Origin of the sequence: Streptomyces sp. MNU76 (genome assembly GCF_020982545.1) — a bacterium.
Lineage (GTDB): Bacteria > Actinomycetota > Actinomycetes > Streptomycetales > Streptomycetaceae > Streptomyces.
Window position 1 is genome coordinate 244334 of record NZ_JAJKLK010000019.1, and the last position, 17177, is coordinate 261510.

Consider the following 17177-nt stretch of genomic DNA (forward strand, 5'->3'; position numbering starts at 1 on the left):
GGTGGGTTCCCTCCCCCGGGTCGTCTCCCTGGTCCCGTCACTCACGGAGGCCGTCGCGGTCTCGCTGCCGGGCGTGCTGGTCGGCGCCACTGATTGGTGCGCCCACCCAGGTGATCTCGACGTGGCCCGGATCGGCGGCACCAAGAACCCCAGGACCGACGACATCGCCCGTCTCGCCCCCGACCTCGTGATCGCCAACGAGGAGGAGAACCGCGAGGCGGACCTGGCCGCCCTGCGCGAGGCGGGAGTCGAGGTCCTCGTCACCGAGGTACGGGACGTGCCGGGCGCCTTCGCCGAACTGGACCGGGTGCTGCGTGCCTGCGGGGCCCGGTCCCGGCCGCGCTGGCTGGACGAGGCGGAGTCGGCGTGGTCCCGGCCGCCGGCCGCCGCCGCGGACGGTCCGCTGACGCCCGGCCGCAGGACGACCGCCGTCGTGCCCGTCTGGCGCAGGCCGTGGATGGTCCTCGGCCGGGACACCTTCGCCGGTGACGTGCTCGCCCGGCTGGGCGTGGACCATCTGTACGCCGGGCACGCCGAGCGCTATCCCCGGATCCCCGTGGAGGAGCTGCGGGCCGCCGCGCCCGATGTCGTGGTCCTGCCCGACGAGCCGTACCGCTTCACCGCCGACGACGGCCCCGAGGCGTTCGGCGGGCTGCCCTGCGCGCTGCTCAGCGGTCGGCACCTCACCTGGTACGGGCCGTCGCTGGCCGAGGCTCCGCGGGTGTTGGACGCGGCGCTGCGAGCAGCCCTCCGCTGACCAGACCGCGCACGGTGCCGACGGCGGCCGTGGCCCAGGCGGCCAGCAGCAGCGCGTACAGCGCGACGGCGAGGACGTCCAGGGCGATCAGCCCCGTGAGCCGGGCCAGTCCCGTCGCGCCGGTCGCACAGGTGCCGACCGGGAAGGTGAACGCCCACCAGGCCATCGAGAACCCCATGCCCCGCCGTCGGGCACGGACGACCAGGGCGGCGGCGAGCGCGAGCCAGAGCAGCGCGAAGCCGAGGACGGGGACGCCGTAGAGGACGGCGAACGGGGTGAAGGCGTGCGCGTACGGGGCTGCTACGGCGCCGGGGGCCGCGTCGGCGAGGTTGCCGACGGCGGTGGTCGACTGCCCGAGCGGCCCCAGGACCAGGAACAGGCTCGGCGTCGGCGCGAGCGGCAACGGCCCTGCCGTGACGAGCCGGCCGCACACCGCCGGCAGGACGAGCAGCGTGGCCAGCAGGCTCAGTCCGAACAGCGCGAGACAGCCGAAGAACAACGTCTGTCGGACCTGTCCTGGCGGCAGGTGCGGCACGAGCAGCGGACCGAGCGCGGCGGAGACCATCGGGGCGACGAGGGGGAGCAGCAGGGCCGGAGTGACCCGGTCCGCGTCGATCCGATGCCGGACGATCACCAGATACGGCACGCCCACGGCGGCGACGAGGCCCGCGCCCGTTCCGGCGGAGAAGAGCACGACGTCCAGGGCGACGGCCGCCCGCGCGCCGATCCAGTCGCGGCCGACGACCAGGGCACCGCCGCCGACGGCCAGCAGGGCCATGGCGAGGCAGCCGTGGAAGGGGGCCACGGCCGGGTCCAGAAGGTCGGCGCGGGCCTGGTCGCGGTGGTGGGTCCAGTGCAGGGCGCGCGCGCCGAGGACGGCGACCAGGGCGACGAGGCCGAGCGCCCACACCGCCGCGCAGGCCGTCCGCAGACCCGGGAGGTCCAGGGGGAGTCCTGCACCGGCGGAGGCGACGATGGCGGTGCCCATGACCGGGGCGTACCAGTTCGGGCCGAGGTGACGCAGGGCGGGGAACGGGAGCGGGCGGGACGCGCGCGTATCCGGACGGGGGCGGGGGTGCGGAGGGGCGTGGACGGACGGGCTGGGCGGACTGCGGTGGCCATGCGCCGAGCGTCCCGCCGCCGTGCGGGGCCCACCAGGGAGTCCGGTTGTATGGGGGCATAAGCTTGGGTTATGAGCGAGACGAACGGGGAGCGGGGCGGGCTGGCCCACCGGGTGCCGGATCTCGGGGCACTCGAACTGCTGCTGGCCGTGGCCCGGCTGGGCTCGCTCGGTCGGGCGGCGCGGGAGCTGGGCATCACCCAGCCCGCCGCGAGCAGTCGTGTCCGCTCGATGGAACGACAGCTGGGGGTGGCGCTGGTCGACCGGTCACCGCGCGGGTCCCGGCTCACCGACGCGGGGGCGCTCGTCACCGACTGGGCCCGGCGGATCGTGGAGGCGGCCGAGGCGTTCGACGCGGGCGCGCAGGCGCTGCGGGACCGGCGTGACTCCCGGCTCCGGGTCGCCGCGAGCATGACCATCGCCGAGTACCTGCTGCCCGGCTGGCTCATCGCGCTGCGCGCCGCACGCCCGGACACGGCGGTCTCGCTCCTCGCGGGCAACTCGACGGTCGTGGCGGAGCGGCTGCTCGCGGACGAGGCCGACCTGGGGTTCGTCGAGGGGCCGACCGTGCCGGCCGGGCTGGACGCGGCCGTGATAGCGCACGACCACCTGATCGTCGTGACCGCGCCGAGTCACCCCTGGGCGCGTCGTCGCAAACCCCTGGAGGCGACGGAGCTGGCCTCCACGCCGCTGATCCTGCGGGAGAAGGGCTCGGGTACGCGGCAGGTCCTGGAGGCGGCCCTGGGCGGCCTGGCCCGGCCCCTCATCGAGCTCTCCTCCACCACGGCGGTCAAGTCCTCGGCGCTGAGCGGCGCGGGCCCGGCGGTGCTCAGCGAACTCGCCCTCGGTGAGGAACTCTCCGCCCGCCGTCTGGTCCGTGTCCCCGTGAACGGCGTCCGTCTGCGGCGCGCCCTACGAGCGGTCTGGCCGACGGGCCACCGCCCGACGGGCCCGGCCCGGGACCTGCTCGGCCTCACGCGGGGGCCGACGGCCGCCTGACCGCGCCGGGGGGGCGCTGTCGGGTGCGGGTCCGGTGGGGGCTTCTCGCGCAGTTCCCCGCGCCCCTGAAGGATTCAGGCCCTGCGGCCTGAAAAAGGTCGGGGCGCAGCCCCGCCTCTTCAGGGGCGCGGGGAACTGCGCGACCAGCCCTCACCGGACGGACGTGTGGAGGTCGAAGGGCGCAGCCCCTTGCGAGGACGGGACGGGCAGGGGCGGCGGGGCGAGGGCGGCGGCCGCTCAGGGCGTCGCCGTCTCCACCAGCGCTCGCATCACCCGTACGTCCTCGCCCATCTCCGGATGCCACTGCAGGCCCAACGCCCAGGCGGGGGCGGGCAGTTCGATGGCCTCGATCGTGCCGTCGGAGGCGTGGGCCGAGGCCAGCAGGCCGGTGCCCAGGCGGTCCACGGCCTGGTGGTGGTAGGTCGGCACGTCCGTCTCCTCGGGGACGAGGTCGCCGTAGCGCGTGCCCGGGACGGGCTTCACCGCGTGGCGGCCGAAGACACCGATCCCGGCCACGTGGTCGTCGATGTGCTGGATCAACGTGCCCCCGAGGGCGACGTTCAGCAGCTGCATGCCGCGGCAGATGCCGAGGAGCGGGGTGCCGGAGTCCAGCGCCGCCCGGATCAACGCCAGCTCCCACGCGTCGCGCTCGGGCGCGGCCGGGCCGCAGCGCGGGGACCGCTCGGCGCCGTAGCGGGCGGGGTCCACATCGGGCCCGCCCGCGATGACCAGGCCGTCGAGGCGGGCGACCGCCCCGGCGGCGTGCGCCGGGTCGTCCGGCGGCAGCATCGCGGCCATGCCGCCGGCCGCCTGCACGAGCCGGGGGTAGCCGACCGGCAGCAGGGCCGCCTCCAGCTCCCAGACGCCCCAGCGCGCGTCTGCCAGATACGTACTCACACCGATCAACGGCCTGGTCACACTTGCTCCTCACGCGTGCGAGCCGTGAACGTCACGCCCCACGCAACCAGTGGAACGCGACGCTCAGTCCCGCGCCAACTCTGCCTCGGCAGCGGCCAGCGCCGCGAATTCCTCCTCCGGCGCCTTCGCCACCAGGTGCTTGCGGCTGTAGAGCCCGAAGTACGCCGCCGCGACCGCGTACACGCCGAGCGCGATGAACGCCGCCGTCACATCCACCAGGAACGTCGCCACCAGCGCCGAGCACGCGAGGACGAGGGCGACCGAGGAGGTCAGCACCCCGCCCGGCGTGCGGTACGGCCGCTCGAGACCCGGCTCCCTGCGGCGCAGCACGATGTGCGACAGGGCCATCAGCGCGTAGCTGATGGTGGCGCCGAAGACGGCGATGTTCAGCATCCGGCCGCCGTCCCCGGTCGCGGCGGCCAGCGCGAAACCGATGGCGCCCGGCACCAGCAGCCCCAGGTACGGGGCCTTGCGGCCGCTGGTGAGGGACAGGACCCGGGGGAGGTAGCCGGCCCTGGAGAGCGCGAAGAGCTGGCGCGATCCCGCGTAGATCAGCGAGAAGAACGAGGCCACCAGGCCCGCCAGACCGGCGTAGTTCACGAAGCGGCTGAGCGCCGTGGCCTCGCCGTCCGGCTGGAGCGCCTCGACCAGCGGGTTGCCGGCGTCCTGGATGGCGGCGGAGCCACGCGCCCCGGCCGCGGCGACGAAGGTGATCACCGCCAGCACCACCAGGACACCCATCGACCAGCGGATGGCCTTCGGCAGGGTGCGGGCCGGGTCCCTGGTCTCCTCGGCGGCCAGCGGCACACCCTCGACGCCCAGGAAGAACCACATGCCGAACGGGAACGCCGCCCAGATGCCCAGCAGCCCCATGGGCAGCCAGGAACTCGCGCCGAACGCGCCGGTGTCCACCGGGATGTCGTCGAGCGCGGACACGCTGAAGTCGGGCAGCGCGCCCAGGGCGAACACGATCAGGGCGAAGACGGCGATGCCGGTGACGACGAAGCTGGCGATCAACGCCTCACCGACGCCCCAGAGATGGATGCCGATGAAGATCGCGAAGCAGGCGAAGTAGACCGGCCAGCCGGACTCCAGGCCGAACAGACCCAGTGACTCCACATAGTCACCGATGAAGATCACGATGGCCGCCGGGGCCAGCACGTACTCGATCAGGATCGCCGTGCCCGTCAGGAAGCCGCCCCACGGGCCGAGCGCACGGCGTGCGAAGCCGTAGCCGCCGCCCGCCGTCGGCAGGATCGCGGACAGTTCGGCGAGGGCGAAGACCATACAGGCGTACATGGTGCCCATGAGCACCGTGGCGACCGCCAGGCCGCCGAAGCCGCCCTCCGCCAGGCCGAGGTTCCAGCCGGAGAAGTCGCCGGAGACGACATAGGCGACGCCGAGACCGGTCAGCAGGACCCAGCCGGCGCTGCCCCGGCGGAGCGTCCGGCGCTCCAGGTAGTCGTCCGCCGAGTCGGCGGTGTCGGTGGCTTTCAGGGACATGACGCACTCTCCCCACTCAAAGGAATGGATCCATACCTTTGTGGGAGGGGTGGCCGAAAAGCAATACCCCTGCGTTACGCGGTCGTAAATCCATCAGGTCCTGGCCCGGCCGTCACATCCGTCCTCACCCCAGGAAGCCGCGCAGCAGCGCCGCCGTGCCCGCGCAGTGTTCGCGCATGATCTCCCGTGCCGCCTCGGCATCCTCGTCGAGCACCGCCTCCACCAGCGCCGTGTGCTGCTGCTGCGAGTGCTCCAGGTTGCGCACCAGCAGCGGGATGCAGTCGAGCAGGTCGTTGACCCCGGCGCGTACGCCCGCGTACTGGGCGGCGAGCGAGGGGGAGCCCGACAGCTCGGCGAGGGTGAGGTGGAGCAGGGTGTCCAGCCGGCGGTACTCCGTGAGCGGCGCGTTGTGGGTGCGCGCCAGGGCCCCGCGCAGCCGCTCGGCCCGGTCGTCGCTCAGGCCGTGCGCCGCGCACAGTCCCGCCGCGCCCACTTCCAGGACCTCGCGGAAGCGCAGCGTGTCCTCGACGTCGATGCCCTTCAGGCGCCGGCGCAGCTCGTCCTCGCCCGGGGTGTCCGCGCGCGGCAGTACGAACGTTCCGCCGTACCGTCCGCGCCGGGCCTCGATCAGGCCCTGGTCCTGGAGTACCTTCAGCACCTCGCGCAGCGTCACCCGGCTGATCCCGAGCCGCTCCGCCAGCTCGCGCTCGGCCGGCAGCCGTTCGCCGCCGGGCACCAGGCCGAGCCGGACCACTTGGAGGATCTGCTCCAGCGCCTCCTCGAAGCCGTTGCCCGCCCGGACCGGACGCAGGACGGACGCCAGTCGGTCGTCGGCCCACGGAGTCTCCGGTTCCGCCCCTGTCCGCGACATGTGACCGTTCCCCCTTCCCAACTAATGGTTACGGGTAATACCTTATGGCTCCCGGATGGCTGAATGGCTCCGGGGTGGCCGAAGAAGCCCCTAGGAGGCTTTCCCGTGGCAGACCACACCCCCCCGCTCTCCGTCGAGGAACTGCACACCCTCGTCGCGGGCGGTGAGATCGACACTGTCGTCCTGGCCTTCCCCGACATGCAAGGGCGACTTCAGGGCAAGCGGTTCGCCGCGCGCTTCTTCCTCGACGAGGTGCTCGCCCACGGCACCGAGGGCTGCAACTACCTGCTCGCCGTCGACACCGAGATGAACACCGTCGACGGCTACGCGATGTCCTCCTGGGACCGCGGCTACGGCGACTTCGCCATGCGCCCCGACCTCTCCACCCTGCGCCGGGTGCCCTGGAACGAGGGCACGGCCATGCTCATCGCCGACCTGGCCTGGAACGACGGCTCCCCGGTCGTCGCCGCCCCCCGGCAGATCCTGCGCCGCCAGCTGGAGCGCCTCGCGGAACTGGGCTACACGGCCAACGTGGGCACCGAGCTGGAGTTCATCGTCTTCAAGGACACCTACGAGCAGGCCTGGGACGCCGGCTACAAGGGCCTGACCCCGGCGAACCAGTACAACATCGACTACTCGGTCCTCGGGACGGGCCGTATCGAGCCCCTCCTGCGGAGGATCCGCAACGAGATGGCGGCCGCCGGGCTGACCGTCGAGTCCGCCAAGGGCGAGTGCAACCCCGGCCAGCACGAGATCGCCTTCAAGTACGACGAGGCCCTGGTCACCTGCGACCAGCACGCCATCTACAAGACCGGCGCCAAGGAGATCGCCGCGCAGGAGGGCGTCTCGCTCACCTTCATGGCGAAGTACAACGAGCGCGAGGGCAACTCCTGTCACATCCATCTCTCCCTCGCGGACGCCGACGGCACCAACGCCATGGCCGACGGGCAGGAGATGTCCCAGGTCATGCGGCACTTCCTCGCCGGACAGCTGGCCGCCCTCCGTGACTTCTCCCTGCTCTACGCCCCCAACATCAACTCCTACAAGCGGTTCCAGCCGGGCTCCTTCGCCCCGACCGCCGTGGCCTGGGGGTACGACAACCGCACCTGCGCGCTCAGGGTCGTCGGCCACGGCCGCTCGATGCGCTTCGAGAACCGGCTCCCCGGCGGCGACGTCAACCCGCACCTCGCCGTCGCCGGCCTGATCGCGGCCGGCCTCCACGGCATCGAGCAGAAGCTGGAACTGCCGGAGGTGTGCGCGGGCAACGCCTACACCGCCGAGTACGACCATGTGCCGACCACCCTGCACCAGGCCGCCGAGCTCTGGGAGCACAGCCCCATCGCCAAGGCCGCCTTCGGCGAGGAGGTCGTCGCGCACTACCTGAACATGGCCCGCGTCGAGCTGGCGGCCTTCGACGCCGCCGTGACCGACTGGGAGCTGCGCCGCTCCTTCGAACGTCTGTGAGGCATCCCTTGTCCCAGCACCACATCCTGGACGTCCTCAATCCGGCGACGGAGGAGGTGATCGCCGCCGTCGCGGGCGCCGCCGAGCACGACGTCGACGCCGCCGTGCGCCGGGCGGAGAAGGCGCAGCACGCCTGGGCCGCCGTCGCCCCCGCCGACCGGGCCCGGCTCCTGCGCCGTTTCGCCGCCGTGGTCGACGACCACATCGAGGAGCTCGCCCGCCTGGAGGTCCGCGAGGCCGGACACACCCTCGGCAACGCCCGCTGGGAGGCGGGAAACGTCCGGGACCTGCTCGACTACGCCGCCGGCGGCGTCGAACGACTCTCCGGCCGGCAGATCCCGGTGCCCGGCGGCATGAACGTCACGATCCTCGAACCGCTCGGGGTCGTCGGGGTCATCGCGCCCTGGAACTTCCCCATGCCGATCGCCGCCTGGGGCACCGCACCCGCACTCGCCGCCGGCAACGCCGTCGTCCTCAAGCCCGCCGAGACCACCCCGCTCACCGCGCTGCGCCTCGCCGAACTCGCCCTGGAGGCCGGGCTCCCGGAACACCTCTTCCAGGTGCTGCCCGGACGCGGCGACATCACCGGCGAGGCCCTCGTCAAGCACCCCGGCGTCGCCAAGATCGTGTTCACCGGCTCCACCCGGACCGGCAAGCGCGTCATGGAACTCTGCGCCGACCAGGTCAAGCAGGTCACCCTCGAACTCGGCGGCAAGAGCCCGAACATCGTCTTCGCCGACGCCGACCTCAAGAGGGCCGTCGACCCCTTCTCCTTCCTCGACAACGCCGGCCAGGACTGCTGCGCCCGCACCCGCGTCCTGGTCCAGGAGTCCGTGTACGACGAGGTCCAGAGCCTGCTCGCCGAGTCGCTGGCCGGCGTGGTGGTGGGCGACCCGGCCGACGAGAAGACCCAGATGGGCCCGCTGATCTCCCGTCAACAGCTGGACCGCGTCCGGTCGTTCGTGCCCGACGAGGCGACCGCGCTGCGGGGCGGCGCCCCCGACGGGCCCGGCTTCTGGTTCCCGCCGACCGTCCTCACCGGGGAGCGGCCCGACTCCGCCGCCGCCCGCGAGGAGATCTTCGGACCCGTAGCCGTCCTGCTGCCCTTCACCGACGAGGCGGACGCGATCCGGCTCGCCAACGACACCCCGTACGGCCTCTCCGGCTCCATCTGGACCCGGGACGTCGGCCGCGCCCTGCGGGTCTCGCAGGGCGTCCGCGCGGGCAACCTGTCCGTCAACTCCCACTCCAGCGTCCGCTACTGGACCCCCTTCGGCGGCTTCAAGCAGTCCGGCATCGGCCGTGAGCTGGGCCCGGACGCGCTCGCCGCCTTTACCGAAACCAAGAACGTCTTCATCAGCACGGAAGGCCCCGCACAGTGACCTCGACGTCCCCTGAGAACATCTGCCGCCGCCTGGTCGGCCGCACCGCCGTCATCACCGGTGCCGGCAGCGGCATCGGCCTCGCCACCGCGCGCCGGCTCGCCGCCGAGGGCGCGCACGTCGTCTGCGGCGACCTCGACGAGGAGCGCGGCAAGGCGGTCGCCGAGGAGGTCGGCGGGCTCTTCGTCAAGGTCGACGTCACCGACGCCGAGCAGGTCGACGCGCTGTTCAAGGCGGCGTTCGACACCTACGGCAGCGTCGACATCGCCTTCAACAACGCGGGCATCTCCCCGCCCGACGACGACTCCATCCTGGAGACCGGCCTGGAGGCATGGAAGCGGGTGCAGGAGGTCAACCTCACCTCCGTGTACCTGTGCTGCAAGGCCGCGATCCCCTACATGCGCCGCCAGGGCAAGGGCTCGATCATCAACACCGCGTCCTTCGTGGCCCGCATGGGCGCCGCGACCTCCCAGATCTCGTACACGGCCTCCAAGGGCGGTGTGCTGGCGATGTCGCGTGAGCTGGGCGTGCAGTTCGCCCGGGAGGGGATCCGCGTCAACGCGCTCTGCCCGGGGCCGGTGAACACCCCCCTCCTCCAGGAGCTGTTCGCCAAGGACCCGGAGCGGGCCGCGCGCCGGCTCGTGCACATCCCGGTCGGCCGGTTCGCCGAGGCCACCGAGATCGCGGCCGCCGTCGCGTTCCTCGCCAGCGACGACTCCTCGTTCGTGAACGCCACCGACTTCCTGGTCGACGGCGGTATCTCGGGCGCGTACGTCACCCCGCTCTAGGCGGCCCGTCCGGTGACGCTCCGGCGGCCCGTCCCGGCGTCGCTCGGGGCGGTCCGTCCCGGGACCGGAACACCGAACCCGTCGGTGTGATTAAAGTGCCAGGATGAGCAGTTCGCCGCCCGGCTGGTACCGCGACCCGTCCTACCCGCTCACCGAACGCTGGTGGGACGGGACCGTGTGGACCGACCACCGGCGCCAGCCGGAACAGCCCGTCCCGCCGGTGCTCCCGCCGCAGCCGCCCATGCGCCGGGGCCCCGGCCGCACCAAGGTCGTGGCCCTGGCCGCCGTCGGGGCCGTCCTGGTGGCCGGGGCGGTCACCGGCGGTGTCCTGCTCCTCGGCAAGGACGGCGACGGCGGGCAGGAGACGCGGACCACCACGGCGTCCCCGACCTCCGGGGCCGACGGGAAGGACAGCCCCTCCCCGTCGGAGTCCGCCGGCCCGTCCCCCGCCGAGGACGCCGACCGCGTCGCGGACGAGCTCAACGGCATCACCTTCCCGATCCCCGAGGGCTGGGAGGACGGCGACCGGTCCGGTGAGGAGGACGCCGTCCTGGTCACCGACGGCACCTTCGACTGCCCCGGCGAGGGCAGTGTGTGCCGCGGTGGCGTCGTCGTCTCCCGGACCGTCACCGGCAGCGACGAGACCTCCCCGAAGATCCTCGCCGAGAAGGACATCGAGGACGCCGCCGCCGACGCCTTCGACCGCGACGTCCTGGACCAGCAGCCGTACGGCGGCATCACCGGCCACGAGGTCGTCGGCTCCGGCTCGGTCGCCGTCGCGGACCGCGCCGGCTACTACGTGCGCTGGCGGGTGACGACGGGCGCCGGCGCCGGCGGCTACGTCCAGTCCCTCGTCTTCCCCTCCAGCAGCGGCTCCGAGGCCCCGGTCCTGGTCCGGTTCGCCCTCGACGCGGGCGACGACGGCCCGCCGCTCGACGACATCGACGAGATCGTCCGGGGCATCCGCCCTGCGGGCGACGCGGAGGCCGACACGGGCGGGGGAGTGGGCAGCAGCCTCGGCCCCTCGTGAGGCCCGTCCAGCCCGAGCCCCGCCCGGGTACGGGGCCGGGAACCCGCGCGGGGCTCCCGGCCGCACTCCGCGCTACAGGAAGGTGTGCCCCTCGCCGCGGTACGTCGGCACGCTCGCCGTCACCTCGTCGCCCTCCACCAGGTGCAGCACGTCGAACCGCTCGCACAGCTCACCGGCCTTGGCGTGCCGGAACCACACCTTGTCCCCGAGCAGCAGATCGTCGGCGGGCGCGCCGAGCAGCGGGGTCTGCACCTCGCCCGGCCCCTCCTGCGGGTCGTACTTCAGCCCCTCCGGCAGATACGGCACCGGGAGCCGGTCGGGGCCGGGAGCGCCGGAGGCCGGGTAGCCGCCGCCCAGGACGGTGACGACGCCGACACCCGGACGCCGTACGACGGGCATCGCGAACAGCGCGGCCGGACGCCCCGTGAACGAGGTGTAGTTGTCGAAGAGCCGAGGCACGTACAGCCCGGAGCCCGCGCCGATCTCGGTGACCGCGTCCTCGGCCGCCGTGTGCTGCACACTGCCCGTGCCGCCGCCGTTCACGAACTCCAGGTCCGGCGCCACCCGCCGGACGGCCCGCACCACTTCGGCCCGACGGGCGGCCAGCTCCTTCTTCGCCGTGGCCTGCATCATGCGCACCGCCCGCGACCGCAGCGGCCGCCCGGCCACCGAGTCGCCCACACCGGCGATATGACCCTCGTAGGCCATGATCCCGACCAGCTTGAACCCCGGGCGCTCGGCCACGGCGCGCGCCATGTCGGCGACCTGCGCGGGGGAGTGCAGGGGGGAGCGTCGCGCGCCGACGCGGACCCGTCCGCCGAGCAGCTTCAGCGAGGTGTCCAACTCCAGGCAGACCCGGACGACTTCGGTGCCGCCGCGTCGGGAGTTGTCGATCAGCTGGAGCTGGGCGGGGTCGTCGACCATCACGGTCACCGCGGCGGCGAGCTTGGGGTCGCCCGCCAGTTCGGCGAACGCCTCGTGGTCGGCCGACGGGTAGGCGAGCAGGACGTCCTCGAACCCGGAACGGGCCAGCCACAGGGACTCGGCGAGGGTGAACGACATGATGCCCTGGAAGCCGTCACGGGCCAGGACCCTCTCGAGCAGTGCCCGGCAGCGAACGGACTTGCTCGCGACGCGGATCGGCTTGCCGCCGGCCCTGCGGACGAGGTCGTCGGCGTTGGCGTCGAAGGCGTCGAGGTCGACGATCGCCAGCGGGGCGTCGAGATGAGCTGTGGCCCGGTCGTACCGGGCCCGGTCGGCGGCGCGCGCAGTCATGCACGAAGCCTGCCAGACATGATTACCGCAGGGTAGAGGGACGTTCCGGGCTTAAGCCGCAGTCCCGCGGGACTGGTTCCCGTTCGACCGGGGCCAACCCGTAGAGTGACGCGCACGCAGGGACGACCTCGACGGGGATGCCGATCCGCTGCCACGGGTATGGCTTGCCCGAGGTGACGGGCGGCTCGCGTCTGCGGGAGAAGCCGACCTTCGGGTCTGCGGGAAACGACGACCTCCGGGTCTGCAAGGGACGAGGAAACGGGGGGTGCATGAGCACGGAAGCGCGCCGCGCCTCCATTCCCCCGCCCCCGGCCCCACCCGCCCCTCCATACCCCGGGCCAGGACCCGTCGGCCCCGTCTCCGAGCGGCTCGACACCGGACGCCCCCGCACCGGACACCCCGACGGACTCCGTCGCCGGAGGTTCGCGATCGGTGCCGCCGCCTCGTCCCGACCGCGCGCCGTCCGCCACTGGCGGATCCGAAGTGCCACGCAGCCCACAGCGACCGCCGACGCCAGGTGTGCCCGCGCGGCCCAGCACCCGCCCGCCCGTCCTCGGTGCCCGCGTCGACGCCGGGCGCGGCCCGGACGTACGGCACCCGGGTACGGCGGAGGGGCCGAACTCCGCCGGGAGCGGCCGGAGTTCCGGCAGCCAGGGTGAGCCCGGACCCTCCCGTGCCCGAAGTTCCGGTCCGGCGGCCGGTCGCGCTTTTGGACGTGACTCGGGGCAGAGCGGCCACGGGCGTGGCTCCGCGCCCGCACGAGGCTCCGGTCAGCTGTTCGAGCAGAGCGCGGGGCCGGGTTCCGCCGTGGACGGTGGTGGTCCGCGCCGCGCCGAACACCCGCGCTTCGCCGACTTCCGGCGCACCGCGAACCAGAACGCCGGCTCCTCAGCCACGCCGCCCCCGCCCCCGGCGGCCTCGGCCCGCTTCCCGGACACGCCTCCCAGGGCCTCGGCCCGCTTCCAGGACACCCCTCCGGCGGAGGCCCCGTCCCGGAGACCCTCCCACGGTGCCGCCCGCTCCCCGAACGACCGACGAGCGGCCTGGACCCGTCACTTGGACACCCCGCCGCCCTCCGCGACCCGTTTCCCGGAGAGCACGCCCTCAGCGTCCGCTCGCACCCCGGACGGCCCGCCCAGGACTTCCGCTCGCATCCCGGACGAGCCGTCGGCCGCCCGGCGCCAGAGTGACGCCCGCCCCCGGCCTCGGCGCGCTTCCCCGACGCCCCGCCCGCCGGGCCCGCCACCGGGCGGCGTACGCCCACCTCCGCGCAGGCCCCGGGTGCCCGGACCGGCGACTCGGGCGCGACCCTCGGCGACCGTGCGTCCCGGCCCACCGGCCCGTCCTGGGCCACCGCCGACGGCGCGCCCCTCGTCCCGCTCGTCCCGCCGGGCCGGGCTCCGACGGCAGCTCGTCCCGCCCCGGCGACTCCGGCACCCGCGACTCGACCTCACGCCCGCAGGGACAACCCTCGACGTCCGTGCCGCGCGACCGCGTACCGGCCCCGGCACCGCCGACCCGTCCCCGGCCCCACCCTCCGGCGTCCGCTGCCCGGGCGACCGGCCCCGAGGGGACGCCCAGGCCGCGCCCGCTCACCCCCGAGCGCCCCAGTGGCTGGCAGCCCCGTCCAGCCCCTCGCGGCGGTCGGCCGAGGCCATCGACGGCGTGCTCGGCACGTCTCCCGCGCGGCCCTTCGTCACATTCGCGCAGCCGGACACCTCTCCCTGGACGCCGCCCGCGCCGCGGGACGCGCGGCGCCGACCCCGCCCCACCAAGGCGCGCGCGGCTGCCGTGGCCATCTGCGTGGTGCTCGGCTTCGGGCTCATCGGCGGTGCGGCGGCCGGGAGTTGGCTCACCGGGGACTCAGGGGCGGACGACGCCCGCGACACCTTCGCCGCGGCCGGTGAGCTGTGGCACGGCGTACCCGTCGACGCATTGTTCCCGCCCACCGTCCAGGGCGAGGGCGCCGGACCCGGTGGCACCGACCGCACCTGGACCCGGATCGCCGTCGCGCCCGACAGTGGCTGCGCCGACGCCTTCGACCCGCTGCTGCGCAAGGTCCTCGCCCCGGTCGGCTGTCTGCGGCTGCTGCGTGCCACCTACACCGACGCGACCCGCAGCAACGTCACCACGGTCGGCCTGCTGTTCACCAGGACGGACGCGGCCGCCATGACCGCACTCAGGGCCCGCTTCACCCAAGAAGGCCTCGACCGCCGCACCGACCTGATGCCCCGCCCGTACGCCGCCGAGGGCACCGTCGCCGCCGGCTTCGGCGACGAGCAGCGTGCCTCGTGGACGATCTCCGTCCTCACCGACGTCCCGGTGGTCGTCTACGCCGTCTCCGGCTTCGCGGACGGCCGTACGGTCACCGAACCGCAGGCCGCCGAGGACGCGATGAAGTCCGGCGCCACCACCGCCCCGGCCCAGTCCGGCCTCGGCCACGAGGCGAAGGGCCTCGCCGACCGCATCGAACGCGGCTTGCGCAAGACCGCCGCGTCCGCCACGGAGCAGCCCTCATGACAGCCGACGAACCCGAGACCGCCGCACCACCCGCCGCACCCGCCGGGCCGGACGGGCCGTCCGGAACCGTCGCCGCCGCGCGGACGGCCGAGAAGCCGGTGCGGACCGAAGCCCCCGACACAGCCGGCCGACGACACGGCCCGCGGCGCCGTCGCCCTCGGCGTCTGCGGACCGGTCTGCTCAGCGCCCCCCTCGCCGCCTCCCTCGCGCTCCTGCCGTCCACCGCAGCGCACGCCGACGGCATCCGGGAGCAGCAGTGGGCGCTGGACGCGATGCGCACACAGGAGGCCTGGCGAACGACCAAGGGCGCCGGGATCACCGTCGCCGTGCTCGACACGGGCGTCGACGACGAACACCCCGACCTGGCCGGCAACGTCCTGCCGACGAAGGACATGGTCGGCTTCGGGGCGTCGCGCGGCGACCGCTCCTGGGCCCGCCACGGCACCGCCATGGCCGGCATCATCGCCGGCCACGGCCACGGCGCGAACCGCTCCGAAGGCGTCCTCGGCATCGCCCCCGAGGCCAGGATCCTCCCCGTCCGCGTCATCCTGGAGGACGGCGACCCGTCCCGCTCCAAGGCCCGCAGCACCCGTGGCAACGCCCTCGCCGACGGCATCCGCTGGGCCGCCGACCAGGGCGTCGACGTCATCAACCTCTCCCTCGGCGACGACTCCGAGTCCGCCCACCCGGAGCCCTCCGAGGACGCCGCCGTCCAGTACGCCCTGGCGAAGGGATCGATCGTCGTCGCCTCCGCAGGCAACGGCGGCGAGAAGGGCGACCACGTCTCCTACCCGGCGGCCTACCCGGGCGTGATAGCCGTGACCGCGGTCGACGAGGACGGCGACCGCGCCCCGTTCTCCACCCGCCGCTGGTACGCCACCGTGAGCGCCCCCGGCATGGACGTCGTCATCGCCGACCCGGACCGCAAGTACTACGAGGGCTGGGGCACCAGCGCCGCCGCGGCCTTCGTCTCCGGCGCCGTCGCCCTCATCAGGGCGGCCCATCCGGGCCTGTCCCCCGCCCAGGTCAAACGGCTCCTGGAGGACACCGCCCGCGAGGCGCCGGTCGGCGGTCGCGACGACTCCCGGGGCTTCGGCTTCGTCGACCCGGCCGCCGCCATCGAGGAGGGCGGCAAGCTCGAACCCGACGACCTCAGGGCCGCGTCGTACGCCGGAAAGTACTTCGGCTCCGGCCCGGACCCGGTCGAGGAGGAGGACCCCACCGCCGGCTGGACGGCCCCGGTCGCGGGCGGCCTCGGTGTGGTCCTGCTGATCACGGCGGTGGTGATCTGGCGCGGCCGGGGCCGCGGCCGCCCCGACGAGTTCATCGTCTGAGTCCTGCGGCACCCGCCGTGCCCGCCACCTCCGTCGTGCTCTCCGTGCCCTTCGTGCTCTCCGTGCCCTTCGTGCTCTCCGTGCCCGTCGTGCTCTCCGTGCCCGTCAGGTCCGCGAAGACCGACACGGCCGCCCGCGCCGCCGCCTCGACCGCGGCGACGCCCTTCGCCTTGGTCGTGTGCCCGTCGGAGACCACGGCCACGAGGAACTCCCGCCCGTCCAGCTCGACCCGGCCGACGCTGTTGATGTCCCACAACCGGGTGGCGGTCCGGGGCAGCCACCCGTTCTTCAGGGCGAAGCCGGACCCCGAGGCCCCACCCGTCGCCGCGGCCGAGACACCCCAGTCCTGACCCTCGGCGATCCGTCCCATCAGATCCTGGACGTACGCCCGTGAGGCCGCGCTCAGCTCGGAGGTGTCGTCCTCGCCGAACACCTGCCGCAGCAGCACGAGTTGATCGGCCGCCGTGGTCTGGGTGAGGCCCCAGTACAGCCCGTGGCCGCCCTCGGTGGCCGTCAGCCCGAACCGCTCGTTCGCCGCGTCCAGTCCGGCCGCCTGCCCGATGACCTTCCACAGTGCTGTCGCGGAGACGTTGTCGCTGTCGCGGATCATCGCCGACGTGTACGTCCGCTCCTGCGCGGTGAGCCGCCGGTCCGCGTCCTGCGCCTGGAGCAGCAGCGCCGCCAGGATGTTCAGCTTGACGATGCTCGCGGTGTCGAACGAGGCGTCCCCGTACCCGGCCGAGTCGCCGGACGCCACGTCGAGCACGGCGACGGAGATCGCGGCCCCGTCCTCGACGGTCACCTCCGCCATGGCCGTCGCGAGCAGTTCGTCGTGATCCACCTCGGGCGCCGCCACCGGTTCCACCGAAGCCTCCTCAGCGGCCGCCGACGAGGGTGCCGAGGCCGCGGACGACGATACGGCGGAGGGCGACGAAACGGCGGAGGGGGCGCCGTCCTGCGCCTGGGCCTTCATGAACACCGTCCCCGCGGCCGTGCCGCCCACCAGGACCACGCAGGCGAGCGCGAGGTGGACGAGCGGACGGCGCCCGGACGGACGGGCACGGCGACGGGCTCTGCGACAGGGCATGCCGTGATGGTTCTGCGCCGCGCTGTACGTGTGGTTAGGCGATTGTTAGATGCTTGTCAGGGATGGCTGAGAGAACCGTGAGTGAGGTGACGGTCACGTTTCCGGCCCGCCGAACGCCCTGGAGACTTC

14 protein-coding genes are annotated in these 17177 nt (G+C 73.7%); 8 read left to right on the top strand and 6 right to left on the bottom strand.

Features of this window, described 5'->3' with window-relative positions:
• The first annotated feature begins 1 nt into the window (after position 1).
• Positions 2 to 757, top strand: coding sequence for a helical backbone metal receptor (locus E4N62_RS27545; RefSeq protein WP_230219017.1), 756 nt, complete (start codon positions 2 to 4; stop codon positions 755 to 757).
• On the opposite strand, the gene E4N62_RS27550 is transcribed toward E4N62_RS27545, so the two are convergent.
• A complete protein-coding gene (locus tag E4N62_RS27550; RefSeq protein WP_230219019.1) occupies positions 684 to 1745 on the bottom strand; it encodes a C4-dicarboxylate ABC transporter in 1062 nt (353 codons plus the stop codon). The genes E4N62_RS27545 and E4N62_RS27550 overlap by 74 nt on opposite strands.
• Before the next feature lie 204 nt (positions 1746 to 1949).
• Here E4N62_RS27550 and E4N62_RS27555 point away from each other — a divergent pair, with 204 nt between their 5' ends.
• Positions 1950 to 2876 (top strand): LysR family transcriptional regulator, encoded by a 927-nt coding sequence (locus tag E4N62_RS27555; protein WP_230219021.1) that lies wholly within the window; start codon positions 1950 to 1952, stop codon positions 2874 to 2876.
• A gap of 237 nt (positions 2877 to 3113) precedes the next feature.
• On the opposite strand, the gene E4N62_RS27560 is transcribed toward E4N62_RS27555, so the two are convergent.
• From E4N62_RS27560 to E4N62_RS27570, 3 genes are all read right to left on the bottom strand, one after another.
• Positions 3114 to 3794, bottom strand: coding sequence for a gamma-glutamyl-gamma-aminobutyrate hydrolase family protein (locus E4N62_RS27560; protein ID WP_230219023.1), 681 nt, complete (start codon positions 3792 to 3794; stop codon positions 3114 to 3116).
• 63 nt (positions 3795 to 3857) lie between these two features.
• Entirely contained in the window at positions 3858 to 5297 is a 1440-nt protein-coding gene (eat, locus tag E4N62_RS27565; RefSeq protein WP_230219025.1) for an ethanolamine permease, read from the bottom strand.
• A gap of 124 nt (positions 5298 to 5421) precedes the next feature.
• Positions 5422 to 6168: a FadR/GntR family transcriptional regulator gene (locus E4N62_RS27570; RefSeq protein ID WP_230219027.1), complete on the bottom strand. Its 747-nt coding sequence runs from the start codon at positions 6166 to 6168 to the stop codon at positions 5422 to 5424.
• Between the two features lie 105 nt (positions 6169 to 6273).
• Between E4N62_RS27570 and E4N62_RS27575 the strand changes: the two genes are divergently transcribed.
• The 4 genes from E4N62_RS27575 to E4N62_RS27590 all read left to right on the top strand — a co-directional run bounded on the left by E4N62_RS27575 (position 6274) and on the right by E4N62_RS27590 (position 10832).
• Complete coding sequence (locus tag E4N62_RS27575) at positions 6274 to 7632, top strand: glutamine synthetase family protein (RefSeq protein WP_230219028.1); 1359 nt, start codon at positions 6274 to 6276, stop codon at positions 7630 to 7632.
• 8 nt (positions 7633 to 7640) lie between these two features.
• A complete protein-coding gene (locus E4N62_RS27580) occupies positions 7641 to 9014 on the top strand; it encodes an aldehyde dehydrogenase (RefSeq protein ID WP_230219029.1) in 1374 nt (457 codons plus the stop codon).
• Positions 9011 to 9802 carry a 3-oxoacyl-ACP reductase gene (locus E4N62_RS27585; protein ID WP_230219030.1) on the top strand — a complete coding sequence of 264 codons (792 nt, stop codon included), beginning with the start codon at positions 9011 to 9013 and terminating at the stop codon, positions 9800 to 9802. The genes E4N62_RS27580 and E4N62_RS27585 overlap by 4 nt, the downstream gene beginning before the upstream one ends.
• A 103-nt stretch (positions 9803 to 9905) precedes the next feature.
• Entirely contained in the window at positions 9906 to 10832 is a 927-nt protein-coding gene (locus E4N62_RS27590) for a DUF2510 domain-containing protein (RefSeq protein ID WP_230219034.1), read from the top strand.
• A 72-nt stretch (positions 10833 to 10904) separates the two neighbouring features.
• Here the strand turns inward: E4N62_RS27590 and E4N62_RS27595 are convergent, their stop codons facing one another.
• A complete protein-coding gene (locus E4N62_RS27595) occupies positions 10905 to 12107 on the bottom strand; it encodes an amino acid deaminase/aldolase (RefSeq protein ID WP_184896189.1) in 1203 nt (400 codons plus the stop codon).
• A 1665-nt stretch (positions 12108 to 13772) separates the two neighbouring features.
• On the opposite strand from E4N62_RS27595, the gene E4N62_RS27600 reads away from it, so the two are divergent.
• Positions 13773 to 14627, top strand: a complete 855-nt coding sequence (locus tag E4N62_RS27600; RefSeq protein WP_230219036.1) for a hypothetical protein — start codon at positions 13773 to 13775, stop codon at positions 14625 to 14627.
• A complete protein-coding gene (mycP, locus tag E4N62_RS27605) occupies positions 14624 to 15961 on the top strand; it encodes a type VII secretion-associated serine protease mycosin (protein ID WP_230219039.1) in 1338 nt (445 codons plus the stop codon). Before E4N62_RS27600 ends, mycP begins: the two co-directional genes overlap by 4 nt.
• On the opposite strand, the gene E4N62_RS27610 is transcribed toward mycP, so the two are convergent.
• Positions 15951 to 17048 carry a class A beta-lactamase-related serine hydrolase gene (locus E4N62_RS27610; protein WP_230219041.1) on the bottom strand — a complete coding sequence of 366 codons (1098 nt, stop codon included), beginning with the start codon at positions 17046 to 17048 and terminating at the stop codon, positions 15951 to 15953. The genes mycP and E4N62_RS27610 overlap by 11 nt on opposite strands.
• Between the last annotated feature and the right edge of the window lie 129 nt (positions 17049 to 17177).